A 24,239-nucleotide genomic window follows, 5' to 3' on the forward strand; every position below is an offset into this window, starting at 1 on the left:
TAGCTTTAACCATATTTCCTAAGTCGTTAATAGTGAAACACAGTAAGTGATGATTTAGCTACATTTGAGTATAAAAGTTTCCCATTTTTATAGGTGGGGTAAGATACTCTAACCCAAAAAAATAATCTCTGAAAAATCAGAGATTATAAAAGGAATATTTATCTTTATTTACTTTGTGAATCAATAAGTTTTTTATAAAAACTTATTGATTTGCAAGCATAATATAATTTAAAACTATTATCATTTTTATCTAAATCTATCCCTATTAAGTTTACAATTTGTTGTAATCTATATCTTAGCGTATTTCGATGTATAAACAATTCTTCTGATGATTTTGTCATATTATGATTATTTTTTAAATATGTATATAATGTTTTATACAACTCCGAACTATTTGTGTAATCAAATTTTTTTAATATATATATAGAATTATTATAAAAATCTTCCTTTAATATTTGACCTTTTGCCATATAAATGAAATTATAAGGAACAATATCTTCATGCTTATATACACATTTTTTTTCACCAAGGATGCTGCCTATTTCTAAAGACCTTATTGCTTGATGATAGTAAATGCTACAATCCTCTATTGAAGAAAACTCACTACTTATTCCCATCTTTAAATTATTTTCCAATAAAAATTTTTTAATGCTTTCAGTTTTATTTTCATTTTCTATGTACTCTTCCCTATCATCAATTATTACAATAGCTCCATTATAATAAATTGAATTGCTTATTGGAAAAAGATTAAGTAGTGCTGTGCTTAAATATCTGGAATATATAGATTGTCTAAGTTCAAAATTTGATATATCAATTACCATCACGAAAATATGCTTACTAAATACTAAAGAACAATTTTTTAACCTTTCTTTAATTATTTCTTTATTTTCAATAGTATTTTCTAATAAATCATATAATATTTCTTCACTTAGAACATTTTTTGTGTTTTTGTAAAACTGTTTTTTTCCTAATTCTTTGGAAATTATTTCACTTATCAATATCAGATAATCATAGTCATCAGGGGATACCTGTTTTTCACATTGGAGTAATAAAATATTTCCTATAGTTTTATTATTTATTTCTATCTTGAATACAATTTTTTCGATAGGACTTATGGGGCAGGTCACAATGAAGGGACGTTTTGTTTGTCTTCCTTTTTTTAGAGTTTCTAATTTTGTTAATTCAGCTATAAATTCATAAGAACAATAGCCTTTTTTAACATTATCCATCCACAATAAATCAGTAATGTTTTCTATGGGTGAACTAGCTAATACTTTGAAACTTAGGTCAATTACAATTAGAGGGTTACCAATTAGTTTTGAAGCAGTGTTTATTATTTTATATAGGCCTTCTCCGGAAAGAAAAGCTTCTAATAATGATATTTTAAATTGATTATATTTTATATCTCTACGAAAAAAACATTTTACTTCATTAAAGATTTCTAATATATTTTCATTTTGATTTATCTCAATTATTTTTAATTTATTATCAATATATTTTTCGAGTTTTGTACAATCATCATTTATTAAAATAAAGCAGGCATCATTTATTTTATCCAAATTTCCTTTAAATATAGAGGTATTAGCAACATATACATAATCTTTTAAATAAACTATTTTTTCCTCTGTAACTAACTCTGTATCAATAAAATTGATATCAGGTTCTATATCAAAGTAGGCCCCTTTAGTTTTTTTTATAAAATATTCACGTAATTTATTAAAATTAATACTCATAATCCACCTCAATTCTATTATAGTGCATTTCGCACAACTAAGACAATAGCTTTTGGATGTTTTAATATAGTAACAAATTTTTCAATATGATATACTGTAATATATTAATAATATATTACAGTGGGAGGGAAAACATTATGAAAAATGTAAATGATTTATCAAATATTAAAGGAAAAGTAGCTATTGTTACAGGTTCAGCAACTGGAATTGGTCAAGCAATCGCAGTAGGACTTGCAGAAGCGGGTGTAGATATTGCTGGAACATATTCTAGTACATCCTTTGAAGAAACTAAAGCTCTTGTTGAAGCAGCGGGACAAAAGTTTTTCCCAATACATGTTAATGTAGCAAAACCAGAAGAAGTAGCTACTATAATACCTTTAGCTCTTGAAGAATATGGAAAATTTGATATACTTATAAATAGTGCAGGAGTAGAGTCACATAATCCTATTGGTGATACTTATAGCGAAGAAGAATATCAACGTTGTTTGCAAATAAATTTAAATCAAGTTGTTGCACTTATAGCAGAAGCTGGGAAATACTTTATAAAAGCTGGCAATGGCGGAAGAATTTTAAATGTGTCTTCAATTGCTGGCTATTTAGGAATGAAATCTGGAATGTCACCATATGTTATTACAAAGCATGCAATAAGAGGAGTTACTAGATCCTTTGGACTTGAACTAGCACCTTATGGAGTTACTGTAAATGCTATTGCTCCGGGTCCTATTTTCACTAAAATGACTGCAACCACACCAACGAAAAAATCAATGATGGATAAAGTTGTTGCTGCAAAATGTCCAGTAGGACGTTGGGGATTCCCAGAAGACTTTAAAGGAATCACAAATATGCTATGCTCTGAAGCTGGTGGATTTATCACAGGTCAAACCATTTTAGTTGATGGTGGATATACATTGACTTAATTGTAGCGACCTAGGAGATGATTTAATGGGGTCATATTATGATTCTGTGCAAAAAAATATAAATGCCTTAAACTCTTAATTGAGCTTAGGGCATTTTATTTTATAGTAATTCAAGGTCTTTATTAAAGAATGAAGAAATATATTTAAATATGATAGTAGTGAGGTGTATCTATAATGATAGCTAATATATATATGACTATTTATTTAAATAAATCATTGATGCTTGATTCTTATTCTATATTAGGTGAGGGATATATAGAGAGTAGGTCTATTAGGTGTGTTGCCGATAAATCTGACAACATAAAGCTACAAATGTCATCCAAAAACCAAATAGTTGAAGGTGAAAAAATATCAAATAATGATAAGGAAAAGAATAAAGCAAATGATACTACAAGCACTAATATCGGAGATGTCTTAGGTATGGTAGACGATAGGAATATAAATAGGAATGAGATTACCATAAAGAAAATATATACTAGTTTTAATCTTTTTAATAACTTTAGAAATGATATGTTTAATAAAAAAATTTGTAGGGTAATAGATGAAAATAACATTATTGAAAATGATATAGTATGCGGAGAGTTTGTAGAGCTCGAGGCAACTCTTATAGACTACTCCTTGAGTAACTATGTGAGCAATCTTATAGATGTTATAGAGTGCTATGATAGCAAGGAACTAGATAAGCTATTAAAAAATGCAACGCTACCTAATAGTATAATAAATTACTCAATTATTCTAAAACAATTAAAAGTATTAAAGGTTTATTTAGAAAGAAATAGTACAGTAAATATGATAATGAAAATGGGTGCTTGTACTGTAGTTGCAAATGTAAATCTAAATTTTTTTCAAGATAAGAATTCATATATATATGACAATGCTAATTTCAAGTCTAAGGTCTTATGTAAAATCGTTAAAAGTGGAGAACTCATAAATTTACTTTCAAAAACTGGAATGGAGTATTATAATAATGAATTTTTAATTTCAATAGCTCCATATATTAATATACTTAAAGAGAACAATATAATCATTCCTGAGAATTGTATAACAGAAATAGTTAAAGAGGCTATTGAAGTAATTCCTATTGCTATATACATATAAACCAGAAGTACTAATTATAACTGTTTAAATGTTTTTAAGGCTTTCGTGAAGTTATGTTTAGATATGAAATTATGCATAAAAAATTACTTTAATAATATAAGATTATATAGTGTAGTTACCCGTTGATATTGGGAAGTAGCATAAATAAAGGAATGTATATAAATTTACCTCAAATATACTTGTTTTATTGATTTGTATTGTATAAATTCACACTATATAGTATTAGTGTTTAAAATTGATGTTTTCTAAATATTGGAATATAATTAAAATGTATATAATTTATAAAAAATAAGACGTAGTTGTAAAATATGGTGAAGAAATTTTTAGTGAAAAAGGGGGAAGATTTATGGGTATTGTTGGTATGTTAAGTTTTATTAATTTAATAATCATTGTAGGTTTGTTTGGAATAGGGATTTATGGGTTTATGTTATTTGTAAAACTTGCTAATAGAGGAATTAAAGCACTTGATATTTATATTAATGAAAAGACAAATAAGTGAAAATAATGAGTTAAATGGGCATACTTTAGTAAAAAGATTTCTACTTAATAATATTCTTATATATGTCGTTATAGTTTATATTTTCAAGGTTTATATTGCTTTTTCATAAAGGTTATTTATGTGGGGTACTAAGAAATTAATTTTTAGTTACATACTATGGCGTGGTTTGGTCTAGTATAGTAAAATTAAAATATAGTTTCATAAATAAGGAGGGTTTATTTAATGATTAAAATTCCCGAAAAAATAATATTTGCAAACCTACCAACAAGGATAGAAAAATTAGAAAGGTTATCTCAAAAGCTTGGTGGACCCAATATTTATATAAAAAGAGATGATCAAACAGGAACAGAAGTTTCCGGTAATAAAATAAGGAAACTTGAATTTTCTGTAAAGGAAGCTCTTAATCAAGGCTGTGATGTACTTATTACTTGTGGAGGAATTCAATCTAATCACTGCAGAGCTACGGCAGCAGTGGCTTCAAGGCTTGGAATGAAATCAGTCCTTGTTTTAAGAGGGGACTCAGAAACAGAATTAGATGGCAATTTGTTTATAGATAAGCTTTTGGGGGCGGAGATTCAATTCATTACTCCAGAACAATATAAAAATAGTAAAGCTGAAATTATGGAAGAAATCAAGGCGAAATTAGAGAAGCAGGGCTTTAAACCTTATATTATACCAGAAGGTGCTTCTAATGGAATTGGTGGATTTGGATACTATAATGCCATGGAGGAAATTATTTGCCAGGAAAAAGAGATGGGTGTACATTTTGATAAAATTGTACTTGCAGTAGGATCTGGTGGAACTCATTCTGGACTATTACTAGCAAGTAAAACACTAGAGTATACTGGTGAAATCTACGGTATTAATGTTTGTGATGATGCGCAGCACTTCAAAAATGAGATTTATAAAATATTGCAGGAAAGTATGAAATACATTGATGTGAATTTACATATTTCAAAAGATGAAATTCATATTATGGATGGATATGTAGGAAGAGGATATGCGCTTAGCAGGCCAGAAGAGCTTAGCTTTGTTCATGACTTTGCAAAACTAGAGGGAATAATTTTAGACCCTGTGTATACGGGTAAAGCCATGTATGGATTGGTAGAAGAAATTAAAAAAGGAAGCTTTGAAAATTGTGAAAATATCTTGTTTATTCATACTGGAGGAGCATTTGGATTGTTCCCGCAGAAACACTTATTTAAGCTTTAAAAATCTTTAAAAATAGTAAACTAGTATAAGAAAGTAGCCTGTGCATAAGGCTACTTTTTTTGAAGACCATCTGATTTAACGACATTTCAGAAGGAAAATATCCCACTTCTATAAGTGGGGGTCACATATTACAACAAAAAAAACTTTAGCAGGAGTCTAAATCTCCTTCTGAAGTCGTTAATTACAGCTCCGAAGGAGATGATTTAACGACATTAAGTGTGACTAAAAATATATATCTGAAAGTTCTAAATTAATTAATTCTAAATTTTTATTGTTTTTAGATTCTTGAAGGTTTTCTGGATTAGTATTAACTGTTTCTACTTGCGCATTAGGTAACTCGATTATAAATTCGCTACCATTTCCAATAGAAGTAATAAGGTCTATTTTACCATTATGCAATTCAACAAGAGACTTTACAAGAGATAAACCTATACCACTACCTTCTCTATTTCTCGAAGTGGATTTATCGACTTGTATAAATCTTTGGAAAATTAATTTTTCCATATCTTCTTTTATACCAATACCTGTGTCTTTAACGGAGATTATTGTTTTATCTTGCCCATCATATATATTTACATATATGTATCCCTTAGAAGGGGTGAATTTAATAGCATTAGAAAGCAAATTAAGTATTATTCGTTCTATTTTATCTGGATCACAGGCAATGATTTTTTCTTCTGTTTCAGTATCGAAAATCAAGTTGATATTTTTATTTTCAACATACTCTGCAACGGATAAGGTAATGTCTTCAACCACTTTAACAATGTCATTATTTGATAAATTAACCTCAAAGTAACCGGCATCCATTTTGGTTATATCTATCAAGTTATTTATTAACCTAAGCAACCTATAAGAATTTTGCTTTATTGTATGCAAATACTTGTCTGTTTTTAAATTTTTATTAATTTCTGAATCCTTTGTCTTTAAAATCATATCTAACATTTGCTGAGCACAAAAAATCACATTCAAAGGAGTTCTTAGTTCATGTGAAATATTTGCGAAAAATTCTGATCGCAGCTTTTCATATTCAATAGCTTTATTATAAATTTCTTTTTTTTGAATATAGTTTTTTACTGAAAAATTATAATTCATAATAGATAATATAATGGCAAGTAACATTGTCACAAAAGCATTATTAAGTTGAGCGTAAAATTTAAATGGATATAAATTAATTGCTTTTAAGCCTATAATTAGAATTATAAAATTAGTAAAGTGAATAATTATGTATTCTTTAGGATTTAGGATTATTGGAATTGAAAAACAAAACATGGCGACAATATATCCCGTAATTTCCCCTTGATATAATTGAGCATTTATAGAAGTAATAGTACCTAGTATTATATTTAAAAAAACAAATATAACCAGTATGCTCCGAGAAAACTTTATACTTTTATTATTGAAATAATTAGTATAAAGTCTAAGCAAATATATGGCGCTAAATAGTATAGTTAATAAACAAATATAATTTAAATTTCTATATGCTACTATAACGCTTTGATTATTAATGGTTTTTGTAGTTTGAAATAATAACTGAATAAGGTTTACAAATATTAAAATTAGGCATACAATAGGAGTTCTGTTATTATTTTCTTGTAATATTTTCTTATCAAAGTCTTCTCTATAGATTATAGGTATATCATAAAATACACAATTTTTAATTTTATCAATAAATTTATATATGCTTATATTTCTTAATTCCATAGTGATTACCGCCTTGTTTTTATTTTTGTATATAATTCATATAGTAATTATATACAAATAATTATAAAATTTCCACATATTATGATTAAATTCATAAAATAATTTGTTAAATAGGTGTAGATTTTGTTGCGGAAATAATGAAGATATAAAGCATATCAATGGAAATCATGCAGAAAAAAATACATTCACTGTTAAAACAATGCCAAACATGTTATGGCATTGACGAATTAGTAAATATATATAGTTTAGAAAGGGGATAAGTACTTAAATGGAAAATAAAAAATACTTGGAACAAACAAAAATTGGGCTAACACCCCTTTTAGCAATGGAAGAGGCAGCAAGATGTCTTTTATGCCATGATGCACCTTGCAGCAAGGCATGTCCTGCTGATACAGAGCCAGCAAAATTTATTCGCTCACTTCGTTTTAAAAATACAAAGGGTGCTGTCGAAACCATTAGAACAAACAATATTTTAGGTGGAATATGCGCTAGAGTATGTCCTACAGCTCAATATTGTGAAGGGGCTTGTAGTAGATGTGGTATAGACGAGCCAATAAGAATAGGTGATTTGCAGAGATATGTAACTGATTATGAAAAAAGTATAAATATGAAAGTTTTAGATAAAGTAGAAGCTATAAATGAAAAAATAGCAGTTATAGGTTCAGGTCCAAGTGGAATTGCAGCAGCGGCATCACTTGCATCAAAAGGATATAAAGTAACGGTATTCGAAGAAAAAAGTATATTAGGCGGATGGTTAAATTATGGAATACCACCTCAAAGATTACCAAAAGAAGTTGTACAAACAGAAATGAATTATGTAAAGGACTTAGGGGTAGAGTTTAAGACAAATTGTAAAATAGGAAAAGATATTAAGCTAGAAGACCTTAGAACAAAGGGTTATGAAGCATTCCTAGTTTCATGTGGAATGCAAAAGGGAAAAGATATAGACGTTAAAGGGTCGGAACTTAAAGGTGTTTTAAATGGAGTGGATTTTCTTTCAAAGGCTAAAATTAATGAAGGCAACGTTAAGATAGGTAATCATGTGATTGTTATAGGTGGTGGAGATGTTGCTTTAGATTGTGCTTCAACGGCTAAATTGCTTGGATGTGAAGATGTCAAAATAGTATATAGAAGAACTATAGAAAAAATGCCAGCAGATGTAGCCGAAAGAGAATATATACAATCATTAAATATTCCGATATTTACAGGGTTCAAACCATTAGAGATTAAAGGAGAGAATGGATTGGTTTCTGCTTTTAAGGCCGAAGGAATGTTTGATTCATCTCTATTAGAACTTACAGCAGATATGGTCATATTTGCAGTAGGACAAGAATCAGAAGATATAAAAATCATTGCAGATATAGAAGTCGATGGAAAAGGAATAGTTGTTACAAAAAACTGTAGAACAAATATTGAAGATATATTTGCAGCAGGAGATATAGTTTGTGGTGATAAGACGGTTGTGCAAGCTGTTGCATCTGGTAAATTAGCTGCAGAAGAAATTGAAGGATATTTGACTGCAAAAAGAGAGTCTAGGCAAGTAGATAGACAGGTAGCATCACCTAAGGAGGTTTAAGTTATGAAAAAGAAAGATCTTTCAATAGAATTTTGTGGAGTAAAGTGTGAAAATCCGTTTTTCCTGGCATCATCACCAGTTGGAAATAATTATGAAATGTGTGCAAAGGCATTAGAGGCCGGTTGGGGTGGTATAGTATTTAAAACAATCGGAGTTTTTATACCAAATGAAGTATCACCACGTTTTGATGCTCAAAGAAAAGAAGCTACGCCTTTTACAGGATTTAAGAATATGGAACAGATAGCAGAGCACCCACTTGAGTGGAACATTGAGCAGATGAAAAAGTTAAAAGAAAACTACCCAAGTAAGATTCTTATTGCTTCAATAATGGGAAGTAATGAGCAGGAATGGACTATGCTTGCAAAACGTGTTACAGAAATAGGAGCGGATATTATTGAATGTAACTTCTCCTGTCCACAGATGACATCTCATGCTATGGGTTCAGACGTTGGACAAAACCCTGAGCTTGTTAAGTCATATTCAGCAGCAGTAAGAAGAGGAACGCATCTTCCGATAATTGCAAAAATGACGCCTAATATAGGTAATATGGAAGTGCCTGCAATAGCAGCTATTGAAGGTGGAGCAACAGCAATTTCAGCTATAAATACAATAAAGTGTATAACTGGAATAGACTTTGACAAGCAAGTAGCATTGCCAATAGTAAATGGAAAATCATCAATATCCGGATATTCAGGAAAAGCTGTAAAACCTATAGCACTAAGATTTATAGCTCAGCTTTCAAAAGAACCAAAACTTAAAAATGTTCCTATAAGTGGTATTGGTGGTATAGAAACTTGGGAGGATGCATTAGAATTTATAATGCTTGGGTCTTCTAATCTTCAAGTGACTACAGCAATTATGCAATATGGTTATAGAATAGTTGAAGATTTAATAAGTGGAATTTCATATTACATGGAAGAAAAAGGAATTGAAAAACTAGAAGATTTAGTAGGAGTAGCTCTTGAAAATACAATCCCAGCAGAGGAATTAGATCGTGGATACATAGTATATCCTAATTTCAAACATGAAAATTGTGTAGGCTGTGGAAGATGTTACGTATCTTGCTTTGATGGAGGTCATCAAGCAATTATATGGGATGAAGAAAATAGAAGACCTTCACTAGACAGGGAAAAATGTGTAGGATGCCACTTATGTTCTTTAGTGTGTCCAGTAGATAACTGTATAACTAAAGGTGATATAAAATTTAAAGATGGAGAAAAAGAAAGAAAAATAGATTTATAAAAATTTAAATAAATCTATGAAAATGTAGTAAAAATTTATCTATATAATGCTAAAGATATGGTTTAGTAGTTTCTACTTGAATACCTTAAATATTCTAGCTATAGATAAATTTATGCTACATTTAAAATTTAAAGATATTGATTTTTAATAATTGATTTAATCTTCTATATATAATTCTTCTGAATCGCCGTCATAACTAAATAATTCTGCATATCTTCCCCAATCAATAATAGAATCCATGATAACATCGATTTGTTCCTCTGGGAAATGACCTATAAATATTTCTTTGAAAAATTCTTCTTTCATTGTATGATTCTTTTTATTGCCCAAAACATTCATAATCAAACGAAAGGTTGAAATTTCCTCTAATTGTTCTTTGAAGATAGTTTTACTTTCGTCAATGTCTGCTTCTACAAATTTAAGACCTACATCCGTAATGAAAATATCTCCTTCCTTTATTTTAATAAAGTCAAGCAATCCCAGTCCTTCAATATTAGGAAGTAAATCATTTATTTCCATCATTAAATCTCTGCCTAGCTGGTAAATATCCATTTCTCCGTTGTTATCATCTATCATCTCTAAGAGGCCCGACAATACGCCTATAGGAGCTTTAGGTATTAGTACAGGCTTATCTATGTTTTCATTACCATCATTAGGTGGTATTTCTGTTTTACCTTTTTCTAATTCATTAAACTGACCTTTAGTAATAACCCTATAAATATTATCTACTATGTTTTCAAACTCAGGAGATTTTCGATTTCTTGGATGAGGCAGTTCGACTTTTATCTCCGTAACTATTCCTGCAGGCTGCTTACTTAAAATTACAATTCTATCTGCCATAAGCACCGCGTCTTCAATCGCATGAGTAATCATAATAATACTCTTTATAGGCATTCTTTTGTCTGTCCATAAATCTATTAACTCTGTTCTTAGATTTTCTGCTGTAAGAAAGTCTAAGGCTGAAAAAGGTTCATCCATACAAAGTAGTTTTGGTTCTACAGCTAGTGCTCTTGCAAATCCTACTCTTTGCCTCATACCTCCTGAAAGTTCTTTCGGGTAGGCTTCTTCGAAACCATCAAGGCCTATCAGGTCTATTAGTTCCTCTGCTTTTCTTCTTGTATACTCTTTGGGAAAGCCCTTGGCTTTAAGTCCAAGTTCTACATTTTCTAATACAGTTAACCATGGATAAAGAGCGAAAGTCTGAAAAACAATAGAAGCATATGGATTTACCCCGGTTACCTTTTCTCCATCAAAAATAATTTCGCCTTCAGAAGGCTCGATTAAGCCAGTAATTGCCCTAAGTATTGTAGACTTGCCTGATCCAGATGGACCAAGTATGGCAATAAATTCTCCTTGATTAATGGTTAAGTTTATATTTTCAATAGTTGGAACTTTATTTTCTCCAAAATACTTTGTAAGTCCTGTTACTTTAATAAATTCTTTTTTCATATATAGCACCTCACTTATGTTTAATATTGTGGTTATATTTCAATCTTAAACCTTTCTTCTGATAGACTGTAAAGTTTCTTCCATAGGACTTTATTAACGCATACAACTACAATACACATTACAATTGTACTTACTATAAGTAGTGGGAAATTTCCAGTCTCTGTTGCTTCTGAAATTAATGCGCCAAGTCCGATGGTACTTACTGTTTGTCCGCCGAAACTTACATATTCTGAAACAATACTTGCATTCCAACAGCCACCGGTAGCTGTTACCATTCCTGTTAAAAGGTGAGGAAAAATTGAAGGTAAAATAAGTATCTTCCACTTTTTCCATCCTTTTAAACCATAAACTTTAGCAGCTTCTTTTAAATCTTCTGGTATTGACATTGCCCCTGCGATTACATTGAATAAAATGTACCACTGGGTTCCAAGTAGCATGAGGAGAATAGATGCAAAACTTAATCCTCCAAATATATTTATAAAAAATGCTAGTACGATTGGGAATATTGCAGTGGCAGGGATAGATGCTATTACTTGTATAATAGGCTGAAGTATATTTGCGATTTTTTTATTCATTCCAATTGCCACTCCTAAAGGAACGGTCCATGCTAGTGCAATAATTTGTGCCACAGCAACCCTTAAAAAGGAATATGTAACAGCTGGAGGTATTTTAGCAAGATCCCTTATCGAAATATCTGAAACTATTTTTATAGCTCCATAAGTTGAGTATATAAAAAATCCCATAAAAACCATGCGAATTGACCATTTTATAATTTGACCTATTGTACTTTTTCTGCTGTTTTTGTTACGTTTATTTTTTTCTATTTTATTTACAAAGCTATCTATTTTTTGATTTACCTTTGCAAATAAAGGAGCTAGTGCCTTTTCGGTTACTGTCTCTATAATTACAGAACGCCTAATCATTGTTAATATAAAAGAATGTGGTGCATCTTGTGAGCCTGTAAGTTCCACTTTAAATTTATCTGACCATGCAATGACAGGTCTCCATATGAGCTGATCTAACAGTACAATTACTAAAATCAAAGTTAGAATTCCCCAAAACAAAGCTTTTTTGTCTCCTGCATTGGAAGCAGTTTGCAAATAAGAACCAAGTCCAGGTAATCTGAAATCCTTACCTTTTAGTCTAAACATCTCACAAGCCATTAGGAAAAACCAGCCTCCAGACCAAGACATCATGCTATTCCAAACTAATCCAATGGCTGAAAAAGGAAGTTCAAGTTTTTTAAACTGTGACCATTTATTTAATTGGAAAATTTCGGAAGCTTCTCTTAAATCTTTTGGAATAATTTTAGTGGAATTATAAAAACTAAAGGTCATATTCCACACCTGGCCAGTAAAAATTAAAATAATACAAGAAATTTCAATACCTAAATTACCATTTGGGAAAATTGCCATTAAGCCCAATACAACCGCGGGCAAAAAAGATAAAACAGGTATAGATTGCAAAATGTCTAATATAGGTATCATAAATTTCTCTGCTTTTTTATTATTTGCAGCTATATATCCATATACAAAAGTAAAAATTAGTGAAAGAATATATGCAATCATCATCCTTCTTACAGATAGAAATGCATACATAGGAAGGTTTGCTATGTTTGTAGAAATTTCTATTCCACTTGGAGTCACTTGTTTACCTATACTAGGAGAAATAATTAGGAACAGTAACGCACCCAAACTTATAAAAATTACTATATCCATCATTCCAAATTTCCGTCTTATATCTATTTTTTTTAATTTCATGTTATAATCCCCCTTATTTTAGGGAATGAGACTTTAATCTTTTAAAATCACACTCCCTTGTGTTTTTTTTATTATATATATATTATGCCAACTGGCATACTCATCCATACCATCATCACCTTTCATAAAAAATAAAAGAGCCCTAAAAGGACTCTCCAAATTCAACACAACATACAATGTAAGTGTTACTTACATTGTATGTCTATACTGCTTGATTTGCAAGGTATTAAAGGTTAGCATAAGTATATCAGTTTATTTTTGTGCACAACTTCATTAAATATATTAAAGAGGGAGAAAATATATGAAATTTAATAAGTATGTGGATTCATTTATATACAATATTGTCTAAATATAAAAAAAGAAAAAATTTATACCTAAACAATTCGCAAAAATAGTCGATAAGGTAATATAATATTGTATTTTATTTAAATATATTGAAAGAATACTGCGAATATTTATAATAATTTACAATTATGCTAAGGAGGAGATTTTTTTTGAAAAATAAGATTAGTAGTAAAATAATTATTGCTATAGTGAGTTGCTCAATTTTAGTATCGGCAATTGTGGGAATTACAAGTATTGTTAAATCTACAAGTATAATTAAGCAGGAAGCCACAGAGAAACTATTAAATATAGCTTCTAGTAGAGGAAATGAATACACAATACAAACTACGGTGGTGGAAAACACTGTAAAGGAGTTAGCTGGACTAGTTTTAGGTACGATGCAAGGTTCTAAGGTTAAAGACTCAAGCTATATGAATACATATGAAAAAGAGTTAAGTTCACTAATGAAGAGTATAGGGGATAGCAATAAAGGTCTTGTAGGACTATACATAAATTTCGATCCTAAATTTACAAAGGTCAGTAAGGCTTACGATGTAGCTTATGAGTATGATGAGCAAAAAAAAGATAGCAATGTTAATGCCAATTCATATTCACTAGAAGATTATAAAGAAAACAATGAAAAATTAGCATGGTATTATAATGCTATAAAAGCAAAGCAAGGAGTGTGGTCAAAACCTTATATAGACTCAGAAAGTAAAATAAATATGATATCTTATACTATGCCTGTATATGCAAATAACCAATTAGTTGGAGTTGCAGGTATTGATATTTCATTTGAAAGTCTAAAAAAGATGATTTTAAGCACAAAGGTATATGACACTGGTTCTGCATTTTTGCTAGATAAGGATTATAGTTTTGTAGTGGATGTAAGCAAAAAAGCTACTGATAAATTAGATACCTTAGAAAACGGAAAATATAAATTTATAACTGAAGAATTGAAAAACAAAAAATCTATGGCGCTAGAAATAAACTTTGAAGGACATAAGCAGATGATGAGTTATTATACTTTGAATAATGGTCAAATTATGGGGGTGAAAGTGCCTAGCTCAGAAGTATTCAACAATTTAAACAATTCAATATATGTTATTATTTTAATTATAGGCCTAGGAATTATAGGTTCAATAATTATTGCATTAGTTATTGGTAGAAGAATATCTAGACCCATAGAAGTTGCAACAAAATTTATAGGAAGATTAGCTAAGCTAGACTTAACTTATAATGATAAGAATATTAATCAGATGCTCTTAAGCAAAGATGAAATAGGTGTTATGGGAAATAGTTTAATAGAACTAAGGGAAGAATTAATAAAGGTTGTTGATGAATTAAAGAAGGATTCTGCAGAAGTATTGCAATATTCGAATACTATCTCTTTAAATGCTGATGAAACATCAGCTTCTATTACTGTTGTGGCGCAGACTGTTGAAGAACTAGCTAAAGGAGCTGTTGAACAAGCAAAAGAGGCACAAGATGGCTCATGTAAATTGAGTATACTTGCAGGTGAGATAGAAGAAGTTGTGGTGAGTAGTAATAGTCTTAAGGAATATTCAATAGAAATGGAGAAAATGCAAGAGAAGGGTAGTAAAGCAATAAAGGAACTCAATGTAAAACTCGGAGTAAATCTGCAAGCTACTGAAAAAGTTGCTGGTAATATTGATGAGCTATCAAATAAATCAAGTTTAATAGGAGAAATTATAAGTACCATTCAATCTATCGCAAGTCAGACAAATTTACTAGCTTTAAATGCTGCAATTGAAGCAGCAAGAGCAGGTGAGAGTGGCAAGGGCTTTGCGGTGGTAGCAGAGGAAATTAGAAAGCTAGCAGAAAAAACAGCCACATCTACACGTGAAATAGATGATATAGTAAAGCAAATTCAAGGAGAAATAAGCTTAGGAAAAAACAATATGGATGAAGCTAAAAATACTGTTAAACAAGCAAATGTTGTAATGATAACATCCACAGAAGCTTTTGAAGCTATAGGAGAAGGAATATATAATATTAAATTTAAAATACAGTGCATTGCATCCAGTATGAATACAGTAGATAATGGAAAAGATGATATAGTTGACGCTATTCAAGGAATATCTGCAATAACAGAGGAATCTGCAGCGTCCACGGAGGAAGTGGCAGCAACAATGGAAGAGCAAGAAGCTGCAATTAAAAATATATCAGAAAGCGTAGAGGAATTAAAAGAATTAGCGGTTGTATTAGATAAAATAGTAGGTAAATTTACTGTATAAAACCCGAAAATATAGAGAGGTGATATTATGAATTCATATATGTTTCCTATTAAGGTAGCACTTATAACATTCCCTGTTTTGGCCTTTATTCTTACGGTACCATTTTTAGTGCACCAGTATAAAAAATATAGATATATAAACAAATTTAGGGCATTTGTTTTATATTCATTTTTATTGTTCTTAATGGTTTCCTATTACTTGGTTATACTGCCACTTCCAAATACACATGATGTGAAAAGTCTACAGGCTATAGGTACTAGGCATTATAATTTAAGGCCTTTTACATTTGTACATGATTTCTTAAAAGAAACACATGTTGTATTTAATTCCCCTTCTTCTTATATTAGAATTTTAAAAGAAAGGACATTCTTACAGGTGGCTTTTAATGCAATATTGATTGCACCACTTGGAATCTACTTAAGATACTATTTTAAAAAAAATCTAAAGCAAACAGTAATAATATGTTTTTTATATTCTTTGTTTTTTGAACTAACTCAATTAACGGGTGTATATGGTATATATAATGCAGCCTATAGACTTTTTGATATAGATGACTTAATGCTAAATACCTTTGGAGGATTTATAGGATATATAATAGCTCCTGTATTTACTTATTTTTTACCCGAAGTTGATAAGTTAGATGAAAATATTAAGCTAGAGTCTATGCCAGTAGGATATATTAGAAGGTTTATAGCATTTCAAATAGATTGGTTTGTTATTGGGATTGCAGTTAGTATATTACCAATAAGTAGAAACATCATAGTAGATGCAGTAATTGTATTTTTATATTTTATTGTATTGGTTTATTTCACAAATGGAAAAACTTTTGGTAGTTGGCTTGTTAAAATTAAAATACAGGGTGAAAAACAAAAAATAACTCCTTTAGAATTAGTCAAAAGGTATGGAGTCTTGTATTATGGAGTATTTGGTTTTAACTATATTTTATCAGAAACTTTTAATGCAAATAGATATGATAGTACATATTATGTTCCGGTATCAATAGTATTATTGATTATGTTATTTGTTTTTAATTTAGTCGTTTTTATACATCTTTTGCTTCATGTTTTCAGTAAGGATAAGGAATTATTTTATGAAAAAATGAGTAAAACTAAAGTCGTAATAATACCTAAATAGTTATTAATGATGAAGAAACAGGATAAAGATATATTAGTTAATAGGTGATACTCAAGGGACTATTTATGAGGTATAATAGATTAATAAAATAATAAACTATAATTTGAAAATATTCATTATGAAGATTAATTTAGAAAAAAATACAATATACAGGGTATTTTTTAGATTAAAATGGGGGCAGGTATACATGGAAAATAATAAAATAAAAACAAAAGTTTTAAGACCTAAATTTGATAGCGATTTAGATATTATAGAGTTATCTAAAGAAAATATAGTGGATGAGTCTATATTTTCTTATGGAATAATTAGTGATTGCAATCTAGAAAACCATGAAGCAGACAGGGTTAATTTTAAACACGTAATATTTAAGAAAGTTATTTTTAGCAAAATAACTTTTAGACGTATAGAACTAGTGGATGTGAGATTTGAAAATTGCGATTTATCAAATGTAGATTTTAATGAAGCTTCATTGCATAGAGTAGAATTTGTAAATTGCAAAATTATTGGTATTAATTTAAATGAAGCCACATTTAGAGACGTTATTTTTGAAAATTGTAACGGGGAGTTTGCTTTTTTTAGTTATTCTAATTGTAAGCAAGTCGCGTTCCTTAAATGTCAATTACGATCTTCAGATTTTCAAAATTCAAAATTTGTAAAAGTTGAATTTCAAGAGTCTAATCTGCTTCAGGCTCAAATGAACTTTACAAGTCTTAAAGGAATAGATTTTACAAGTTGCGATATTGAAGGTATAGGAGTAAATATTGCTGATGTTAAAGGTGTAAAAGTTACCGCTATGCAAGCAGTTTCTCTATCAAGCATATTAGGTCTCATTATTAAATAAAATGAACTTTATAAAAAAACATCATATATACTGAAAGTAGCAATGTAAAAAGGGGGTGCGAGTTTGTCAAATAATGATGAAAATTTAAAAGAAGAAATTGTTAATCTTATTAGTAAAGGGGATAATGATAGAGTAGAATTTAGGCATCATAGTGGAGGACCCAGTTTATTAGGTAAGATTATTTCATCTTTTGCAAATGCATCAGGAGGCAGATTGATTTTGGGGGCAAATAATAAGGGTAGAATCTTTGGATGTAAAAAAGAAGATGTAATGGAAACTTTTAATAAATCTAAAGAAAAATTGATACCATGTCCTATTGTTTCAATAGAATTTATTGAAATAAACAAAAAAATATTGGCTATTATTTCTATAGAAAAAACCGAAAAAATAATTTCCTCTAGTTTAGGAGTATTTAAAAGAGTTAATAATTCTGAAGAAATTATGGTAACAGAAGAAATAAAGAGTAAACAATTAAGTGCAGTTATTAATGATGAAGTTAAAGATACCGTTGGAGAAATGGCTCAGCAAATTTCACAGCTTACAATTACATTAGAAGATACAATACAAAGATACAGAAGGCAAAATAAACTAAGTAGAAAAATTTTTGAATGGATAGCTTGTGGAATAATTGGAATTATCTTATCAATGATTATTCATTTGTAGGGGAGAACTTTTATTTGCTAATGATATGGAGATGCATAAAAATAAAAATGAGTTTATTTGACAAAAATAGAAATATAGTTTAAAATGCATATGTAAGAGCAACATCAATATTGTGTAAGAATTTAGGAATAAGACTAATTTTTTTTGAAAAATAATTTAATAACTATTTAAGTTAAACCACGAAGGTTCTGCTTTTTTTTATTTTGAAAAAGCATCTGAATTTTCGTGGTTTTTATGTTTTTCATGTCCCTTAAGGAAAGGATAGGATCTAGTGAATGATGTAATTTACATGGTGAAAAAAGTAATGCAGTTTATTTTTGTTATATTTATGTTGTCTATAATTGTCTTTTATATGGCAAGATTGTCACCTGGTGATCCTCTAATATCTTATTATGGGGAAGGTGCTGAAAGGATGAATACTACAGAAAAATTGGAGGCAATGGAAAAGCTGGGGCTAAATGAACCTATATATAAACAATATATTAGCTGGTTTTCAAATGCATCTAATGGACAGTACGGTATATCTTATAAATATAAACAGGACGTTACCACAGTAATTGGAGATGTTTATAAAAATACAATTATACTGGGTGGGCTTGGATATATATTCACATTTTTGTTTGCTCTGCTTTTAGGGATTTTTTGCACAGTACATGAAGATAAGCTCATTGATAAAATTATCTGTAAAGTAGGGGTTATAACTACTTGTATTCCAGCATTTTGGTTATCGCTAATACTAATATTGATTTTTAGTATTAATTTAAGGATATTACCTTCAAGTGGTGCCTATGCCATGGGTAAGTCAGGTAGCGTTGTAAGTAGAATAGAGCATCTTGTCTTGCCTTTAATTGTGCTTATACTTAGCCACCTGTGGTACTATACCTACATGATTCGAAATAAATTAGTAGAAGAAATCAGACAAGATTACGTGTTATTATGCAAAATTAAAGGTTTAAGTAAAAAGAAAATTGTATATAAACATTGTTTGAAAAACATTATGCCCTCCTATATTAGTGTTATGGCAATATCCGTTCCTCATATTTTAGGAGAAACTTATGTGGTAGAAAAAGTTTTTTCTTATCCTGGACTTGGCTCATTGTCTTTTGAGAGTGCGAAATATCACGATTATAATATGTTGATGTTGCTTTGTCTTATAACGGGGATACTAGTTGTTTTCGTAAATATGATATCACAAGTAATTAACGATAAAATAGATCCTAGAATGAAACATGATGAGGGGGAGCAAGATTGGAAGTAGAAGGTAGCGACTTTGAAATAGTTGGAGAAAATTATATTTCAGAGGAGATAAAAGTAGCGCAAAAAAAAAGCTTTAAAAAAAACCTGAAAGAAAAACCGTATATCTCAATAGGAGTCTTGCTCATAATAATCCTTGGATGTACCTTTTCCGGGGAAATATTAAAATTAAATCCGGGTTATATGGACTTAAGCAATATTAATGTGGCTCCCAGCAGCACCTTTTATTTCGGTACAGATTCCTTGGGCAGAGACATTTTTACTATGATTTGGTATGGTGGTAAAATCTCTCTATTTATCGGGGTATTTGCTACAATAATATCAACTACAATGGCAGTTGTATATGGAAGCATAAGTGGTGTTGCGTCAGAACTTATAGATGATATGATGATGCGATTTACTGAAATACTACTCAGTATACCATCTATTTTAATCGTGATTTTCATTCAAGCAATGATAGGTAAGGCAAATCCAGTATCCATAGCCATTGTAATTGGTGTTACTAGTTGGATGAATATTTCTAAGATTGTACGAAGTGAGGTAAGGAAAACTAGAAATAGTGGATATATTTTAGCAGCAAAATGTGCAGGTGGTAAATTTTTTTATATTTTAAAGAGGCATCTGATACCAAATTTTATTTCAGCAATAATGTTTATGGTGGTAACCAATGTTGGAAGCGCAATTGCAATAGAATCAACTTTGAGCTTTTTAGGAATCGGTCTTCCGCTTGAAATTATATCATGGGGTAGCATGCTCTCACTTTCAGAGAAAGCATTATTATCAAATTATTGGTGGATTATCTTGATTCCAGGTATATTTTTGGTGGTTACATTGGTTTGCATCACAAATATAGGGGATTATGTAAGAAAGAAAAACAATAAAGAATTTAGCAACTTATAAAGAACGAAAGTGTCGATATTACTTTCAATATAAAATGCAAATATTGAATAATAAACATTTAGGGGGACAATTATGAAATTAAAAAAAATGATTATTTTGGGATTTACACTGGTAATGAGTATAGTTTTATTGGTTGGGTGTGGTGGGGATAAAACAGCATCTAATGAAAAGGTTTTAGTTTATGGAAGTGGGGATTATTCAAGTATTAATCCAGCATTATATGAACATGGAGAAATTAATTCCCTGATTTTCAGTGGACTTACTGCACATGACAAAAACAATAAGGTTATTCCAGGACTTGCAAAAAGCTGGACCATTGATAAAGCTACAAATACATATACTTTTATGTTAAGAAATGATGTTAAATGGCATGATGGTAAAATTTTTACGGCGGAAGATGTGAAGTTTACGCTGGAAGCCATTATGAATCCTAAAAATTCTTCGGAAATAGCATCTAACTATGAAGATATTACAAAGATTGAAGTAGTGGACAAGACTACCTTAAAAATAACTTTAAAAGCACCAAATGTAGCCATGTTGGATTATTTGACAATTGGTATCTTACCTAAGCACCTACTAGAAGGAAAAGATATTGCAACAGATAAATTCAATCAATCACCAACGGGAACGGGTCCATTTAAAATGGAGAGCTGGGATAAAGGACAAAGTATTACACTTGTAAAAAATAAAGATTTCTACAAAAAAGAACCACAAATTGATAAAGTTATTTTTAAAATTGTGCAGGATACCAAAGCAAGAGCCCTGCAATTAAAATCTGGAGAATTGGATTTAGCACAGATTACACCCCAGGATGCAGCGCAATTTGAAAATAATAAGGACATTACTATCTATGATATGAAAACATCCGATTACAGAGGAATTTTGTATAATTTTAATAGCCCTCTATTTAAAGAAAATAGAGAATTACCTAATGCTTTAAGTTATGCTATTGATCGAAAAGCTGTTTTGGACAGCGTTTTATTAGGTCACGGAAAAGTAGCCTATTCACCAATTCAGGTTGGAGAATATAATGATCCTAACATGGAGAAATTTGACTATAACCCGGAAAAAGCAAAAAAAGAGTTGGAAAAAGCGGGTTGGAAGCTTGGCTTGGACGGTATATATATAAAGAATGGTAAAAAATTGTCATTTACTATCAACTGCCAAGAAGGAGACCAGGTCAGAGTAGACATGGCGAATATCTGTTCTCAACAGTTTAAGGCGATTGGCGTAAATATGAAGGTGGCCGTACTGTCAAAAATCGATTGGGAAAATCAAGACGCACATCTGATTGGATGGGGGAGCCCTTTTGACCCGGATGATCACACTTATAAAGTGTTTGTAACGGGTAAAGGTAATAATTACAGTAGCTATTCAAATACTAAAGTTGATGAGTTATTACGCAAAGCAAGAGAAACTGATGTGAAGGCTGAAAGATTAAAATATTATAAGGAATTCCAAATTGAATTAACCAAGGATATGCCATATACATTTATAGCTTATATAGATGCATTATATGGTGCAAAGCCTAATATAAAAGGAATCACCACAGAAACAGTTTTGGGACATCATGGTGTGGGCATATTCTGGAATATTTCAGATTGGACAATTGAGTAGAAAATCCAGAAAACAAACTGAAACCACAATGGTGCCTATGGCTCCTTTGTGGTTTCTAAAGGATAGGAGCGAATATGAAGGATTTGTTAGAAGTAAATAATTTAGTTGTAAGCTTTTTAACTAAAGCAGGTGAGGTGCAAGCGGTTAGAGATGTTTCTTTTTCTCTTAAAAAAGGAGAAGTTTTAGCCATACTTGGAGAATCAGGCTGCGGAAAATCGGTATTATGTAAAAGCATTTTACGAGTACTTCCAGAGAATGCCTGTATAAAAAGTGGAGAAGTTATTCTTAATGGAGAGAACTTAATAAATTTATCCAATAAATCTATGGATAAGGTTAGAGGCAGGGAGATATCTATGATCCTTCAAGATCCTATGACTTCTTTAAATCCTACTATGTCTATTGGCAAACAGATTATGGAAGCGGTCTTGATTCATCAAAAGATTAGCAAAAGTGAGGCAAAAAAGAAAAGTATAGAGCTCATGGAGCTTGCTAAGATTGACCATGCAGAAAAAAGATTCCATCAGTATCCCCATCAGCTCTCTGGAGGAATGATACAGAGAAGTGTTATTGCAATTGCACTGGCCTCCAAACCCAAAGTATTAATTGCTGACGAACCAACCACTGCTTTAGACGTAACTACTCAAGCACAAATAATAGAGCTTATTCAAGAATTACAAATAAAAACTGGGATATCAATCATATTTATCACACATGATTTAGGAGTTGTTGCCAAATTAGCCCAAAGGATTGCAATTATGTATGCAGGAAAAATTGTTGAAATAGGTACTAGGGAAGATATTTTTTATGATCCACGGCATCCTTATACCTTAGGATTAATGTGTTCTTTACCTAATATGGATTCTGACGCAGAAAATTTGAATTGTATACCAGGAATGCCCCCGAGTTTATTGAATCCGCCAAAAGGTGATGCCTTTGCACAGAGGAATAAATATGCATTGAAGATAGATTACCTAGCTGAGCCACCTATGTTTAAAATCAGCGACACCCATAGTGCTGCAACTTGGCTTTTACACAAAGATGCTCCAAAAATAAAGCCACCCATTAGATTTAAAGAATTTAGGGTGATGCAAAATGAAGACTGAAAAAATATTAGAAGTGAAAAATCTAAAACAATATTTTAAATTAGATAGAAATACTGTAAGTAAAGCAGTTGATAATATATCTTTCGATATTTACAAAGGAGAAATATTGGGACTAGTGGGTGAATCAGGTTCAGGTAAATCAACAACAGGTAGAAGCATTATTAATATCTATAAGCCAACAGGGGGAGAAATCTATTATAGGGGAAAACTTATATCAGATCGTAAAATTTATAGAGCTGAAAAAAAATTTATAAATAGAAATATGCAAATCATATTTCAAGATTCAACTTCGGCTCTAAATTCAAGAATGACAATAAAAGAAATTATTGAGGAGCCTCTTATAATTCAAAAATTGTATAAGAAGAAAGAAGAGCGCAGGGAGAAAGTTTATAAGCTTATGAATTTAGTGGGACTAGATAAGATTTATCAGGATTACTATCCCTTTGAATGTTCAGGTGGACAGAGGCAACGTGTAGGAATTGCAAGGGCGCTCAGCGTAGATCCAGAATTTATAATTGCGGATGAACCCATTGCATCTTTAGATGTTTCGATTCAAGCGCAGATTATAAATTTATTCAAAAAGCTTCAAAGAGAAAACGGCCTAACATGTTTATTTATTTCACATGACCTAGCAATGGTGAAATATGTATGCAACCGGGTAGGTGTTATGTATCATGGGAAAATTGTTGAACTGGCTGAAACTAAGGAATTATATCGCAATCCCATTCATCCTTATACCAAAGCATTGTTTTCAGCAATACTTGTTCCAGGTCTAGAGTGCGCGCAAAAGAGAACTCGTATCAAGTATAATCCAATTAATGATGATCTTTTGGAAAAAGTAAGTCAGTTGGTAGAAGTATCAGAAGGCCATTTTGTGCTACAATGTATATAACATTAGATTAAATATTTTTTTCTTATTATTATAAAATATAAAAACCCAATGGAGTATTTCACGTAC

19 protein-coding genes and 1 riboswitch are annotated in these 24,239 nt (G+C 30.6%); of the genes, 15 read left to right on the top strand and 4 right to left on the bottom strand.

The annotated features are described in order from the left end of the window. Positions 1 to 164 precede the first annotated feature (164 nt). Positions 165 to 1,733, bottom strand: coding sequence for a PucR family transcriptional regulator (locus G9F71_RS04010; protein WP_164949637.1), 1,569 nt, complete (start codon positions 1,731 to 1,733; stop codon positions 165 to 167). Between the two features lie 137 nt (positions 1,734 to 1,870). Here G9F71_RS04010 and G9F71_RS04015 point away from each other — a divergent pair, with 137 nt between their 5' ends. The 4 genes from G9F71_RS04015 (at position 1,871) to G9F71_RS04030 (ending at position 5,459) form a co-directional block, all read left to right on the top strand. Then, positions 1,871 to 2,650 carry an SDR family NAD(P)-dependent oxidoreductase gene (locus G9F71_RS04015; protein WP_164949638.1) on the top strand — a complete coding sequence of 260 codons (780 nt, stop codon included), beginning with the start codon at positions 1,871 to 1,873 and terminating at the stop codon, positions 2,648 to 2,650. A gap of 174 nt (positions 2,651 to 2,824) precedes the next feature. After that, on the top strand, positions 2,825 to 3,748 hold the full coding sequence (locus G9F71_RS04020; protein WP_164949639.1) for a hypothetical protein: 924 nt from the start codon (positions 2,825 to 2,827) through the stop codon (positions 3,746 to 3,748). A gap of 346 nt (positions 3,749 to 4,094) precedes the next feature. Then, positions 4,095 to 4,247, top strand: a complete 153-nt coding sequence (locus tag G9F71_RS04025; protein ID WP_164949640.1) for a hypothetical protein — start codon at positions 4,095 to 4,097, stop codon at positions 4,245 to 4,247. A gap of 222 nt (positions 4,248 to 4,469) precedes the next feature. Continuing rightward, positions 4,470 to 5,459 carry a D-cysteine desulfhydrase family protein gene (locus G9F71_RS04030; protein ID WP_164949641.1) on the top strand — a complete coding sequence of 330 codons (990 nt, stop codon included), beginning with the start codon at positions 4,470 to 4,472 and terminating at the stop codon, positions 5,457 to 5,459. A 222-nt stretch (positions 5,460 to 5,681) separates the two neighbouring features. Here G9F71_RS04030 and G9F71_RS04035 read toward each other — a convergent pair whose 3' ends face one another. Next, positions 5,682 to 7,160 carry a sensor histidine kinase gene (locus G9F71_RS04035; RefSeq protein ID WP_164949642.1) on the bottom strand — a complete coding sequence of 493 codons (1,479 nt, stop codon included), beginning with the start codon at positions 7,158 to 7,160 and terminating at the stop codon, positions 5,682 to 5,684. 268 nt (positions 7,161 to 7,428) lie between these two features. Between G9F71_RS04035 and G9F71_RS04040 the strand changes: the two genes are divergently transcribed. Both G9F71_RS04040 and preA read left to right on the top strand, forming a co-directional pair. Further along, on the top strand, positions 7,429 to 8,736 hold the full coding sequence (locus G9F71_RS04040; RefSeq protein WP_164949643.1) for an FAD-dependent oxidoreductase: 1,308 nt from the start codon (positions 7,429 to 7,431) through the stop codon (positions 8,734 to 8,736). Between the two features lie 3 nt (positions 8,737 to 8,739). Continuing rightward, positions 8,740 to 9,978, top strand: a complete 1,239-nt coding sequence (preA, locus tag G9F71_RS04045; RefSeq protein WP_164949644.1) for an NAD-dependent dihydropyrimidine dehydrogenase subunit PreA — start codon at positions 8,740 to 8,742, stop codon at positions 9,976 to 9,978. Positions 9,979 to 9,997: 19 nt separating this feature from the next. Then, a riboswitch (purine riboswitch) is annotated at positions 9,998 to 10,099 on the top strand. Between the two features lie 35 nt (positions 10,100 to 10,134). Here the strand turns inward: preA and G9F71_RS04050 are convergent. Both G9F71_RS04050 and G9F71_RS04055 read right to left on the bottom strand, forming a co-directional pair. After that, a complete protein-coding gene (locus G9F71_RS04050; RefSeq protein ID WP_187353471.1) occupies positions 10,135 to 11,427 on the bottom strand; it encodes a nitrate/sulfonate/bicarbonate ABC transporter ATP-binding protein in 1,293 nt (430 codons plus the stop codon). A 32-nt stretch (positions 11,428 to 11,459) separates the two neighbouring features. Then, complete coding sequence (locus tag G9F71_RS04055; protein WP_164949646.1) at positions 11,460 to 13,187, bottom strand: ABC transporter permease; 1,728 nt, start codon at positions 13,185 to 13,187, stop codon at positions 11,460 to 11,462. Between the two features lie 494 nt (positions 13,188 to 13,681). On the opposite strand from G9F71_RS04055, the gene G9F71_RS04060 reads away from it, so the two are divergent. The 9 genes from G9F71_RS04060 to G9F71_RS04100 all read left to right on the top strand — a co-directional run bounded on the left by G9F71_RS04060 (position 13,682) and on the right by G9F71_RS04100 (position 24,173). Next, positions 13,682 to 15,769: a methyl-accepting chemotaxis protein gene (locus G9F71_RS04060; RefSeq protein ID WP_164949647.1), complete on the top strand. Its 2,088-nt coding sequence runs from the start codon at positions 13,682 to 13,684 to the stop codon at positions 15,767 to 15,769. A 27-nt stretch (positions 15,770 to 15,796) separates the two neighbouring features. Beyond that, the gene (locus tag G9F71_RS04065) at positions 15,797 to 16,903 is read left to right on the top strand and encodes a VanZ family protein (RefSeq protein WP_164949648.1); all 1,107 of its coding nucleotides are present in this window, start codon (positions 15,797 to 15,799) and stop codon (positions 16,901 to 16,903) included. A 187-nt stretch (positions 16,904 to 17,090) separates the two neighbouring features. Next, on the top strand, positions 17,091 to 17,744 hold the full coding sequence (locus G9F71_RS04070; protein WP_164949649.1) for a pentapeptide repeat-containing protein: 654 nt from the start codon (positions 17,091 to 17,093) through the stop codon (positions 17,742 to 17,744). A gap of 63 nt (positions 17,745 to 17,807) precedes the next feature. Further along, positions 17,808 to 18,407, top strand: a complete 600-nt coding sequence (locus G9F71_RS04075; protein ID WP_164949650.1) for a helix-turn-helix domain-containing protein — start codon at positions 17,808 to 17,810, stop codon at positions 18,405 to 18,407. A 271-nt stretch (positions 18,408 to 18,678) separates the two neighbouring features. Next, on the top strand, positions 18,679 to 19,665 hold the full coding sequence (locus G9F71_RS04080) for an ABC transporter permease (protein ID WP_411956125.1): 987 nt from the start codon (positions 18,679 to 18,681) through the stop codon (positions 19,663 to 19,665). Next, the gene (locus tag G9F71_RS04085) at positions 19,656 to 20,561 is read left to right on the top strand and encodes an ABC transporter permease (RefSeq protein ID WP_164949652.1); all 906 of its coding nucleotides are present in this window, start codon (positions 19,656 to 19,658) and stop codon (positions 20,559 to 20,561) included. The genes G9F71_RS04080 and G9F71_RS04085 overlap by 10 nt, the downstream gene beginning before the upstream one ends. A gap of 72 nt (positions 20,562 to 20,633) precedes the next feature. Further along, entirely contained in the window at positions 20,634 to 22,178 is a 1,545-nt protein-coding gene (locus G9F71_RS04090; protein WP_164949653.1) for an ABC transporter substrate-binding protein, read from the top strand. Positions 22,179 to 22,252: 74 nt separating this feature from the next. Then, complete coding sequence (locus tag G9F71_RS04095) at positions 22,253 to 23,281, top strand: ABC transporter ATP-binding protein (protein WP_164949654.1); 1,029 nt, start codon at positions 22,253 to 22,255, stop codon at positions 23,279 to 23,281. After that, positions 23,271 to 24,173, top strand: coding sequence for an ABC transporter ATP-binding protein (locus G9F71_RS04100; RefSeq protein WP_164949655.1), 903 nt, complete (start codon positions 23,271 to 23,273; stop codon positions 24,171 to 24,173). The genes G9F71_RS04095 and G9F71_RS04100 overlap by 11 nt, the downstream gene beginning before the upstream one ends. Positions 24,174 to 24,239 lie beyond the last annotated feature (66 nt).

Source organism: Clostridium sp. FP2, from assembly GCF_011065955.2.
Taxonomy (GTDB): domain Bacteria; phylum Bacillota; class Clostridia; order Clostridiales; family Clostridiaceae; genus Clostridium_AD; species Clostridium_AD tagluense.

Excerpts from the sequence above, each read along its gene's own strand:
- G9F71_RS04010 (WP_164949637.1), bottom strand. The coding sequence starts at position 1,733 with ATGAGTATTAATTTTAATAAATTACGTGAATATTTTATAAAAAAAACT.
- G9F71_RS04015 (WP_164949638.1), top strand. The coding sequence starts at position 1,871 with ATGAAAAATGTAAATGATTTATCAAATATTAAAGGAAAAGTAGCTATT.
- G9F71_RS04020 (WP_164949639.1), top strand. The coding sequence starts at position 2,825 with ATGATAGCTAATATATATATGACTATTTATTTAAATAAATCATTGATG.
- G9F71_RS04025 (WP_164949640.1), top strand. The coding sequence starts at position 4,095 with ATGGGTATTGTTGGTATGTTAAGTTTTATTAATTTAATAATCATTGTA.
- G9F71_RS04030 (WP_164949641.1), top strand. The coding sequence starts at position 4,470 with ATGATTAAAATTCCCGAAAAAATAATATTTGCAAACCTACCAACAAGG.
- G9F71_RS04035 (WP_164949642.1), bottom strand. The coding sequence starts at position 7,160 with ATGGAATTAAGAAATATAAGCATATATAAATTTATTGATAAAATTAAA.
- G9F71_RS04040 (WP_164949643.1), top strand. The coding sequence starts at position 7,429 with ATGGAAAATAAAAAATACTTGGAACAAACAAAAATTGGGCTAACACCC.
- preA (WP_164949644.1), top strand. The coding sequence starts at position 8,740 with ATGAAAAAGAAAGATCTTTCAATAGAATTTTGTGGAGTAAAGTGTGAA.
- G9F71_RS04050 (WP_187353471.1), bottom strand. The coding sequence starts at position 11,427 with ATGAAAAAAGAATTTATTAAAGTAACAGGACTTACAAAGTATTTTGGA.
- G9F71_RS04055 (WP_164949646.1), bottom strand. The coding sequence starts at position 13,187 with ATGAAATTAAAAAAAATAGATATAAGACGGAAATTTGGAATGATGGAT.
- G9F71_RS04065 (WP_164949648.1), top strand. The coding sequence starts at position 15,797 with ATGAATTCATATATGTTTCCTATTAAGGTAGCACTTATAACATTCCCT.
- G9F71_RS04070 (WP_164949649.1), top strand. The coding sequence starts at position 17,091 with ATGGAAAATAATAAAATAAAAACAAAAGTTTTAAGACCTAAATTTGAT.
- G9F71_RS04090 (WP_164949653.1), top strand. The coding sequence starts at position 20,634 with ATGAAATTAAAAAAAATGATTATTTTGGGATTTACACTGGTAATGAGT.
- G9F71_RS04095 (WP_164949654.1), top strand. The coding sequence starts at position 22,253 with ATGAAGGATTTGTTAGAAGTAAATAATTTAGTTGTAAGCTTTTTAACT.
- G9F71_RS04100 (WP_164949655.1), top strand. The coding sequence starts at position 23,271 with ATGAAGACTGAAAAAATATTAGAAGTGAAAAATCTAAAACAATATTTT.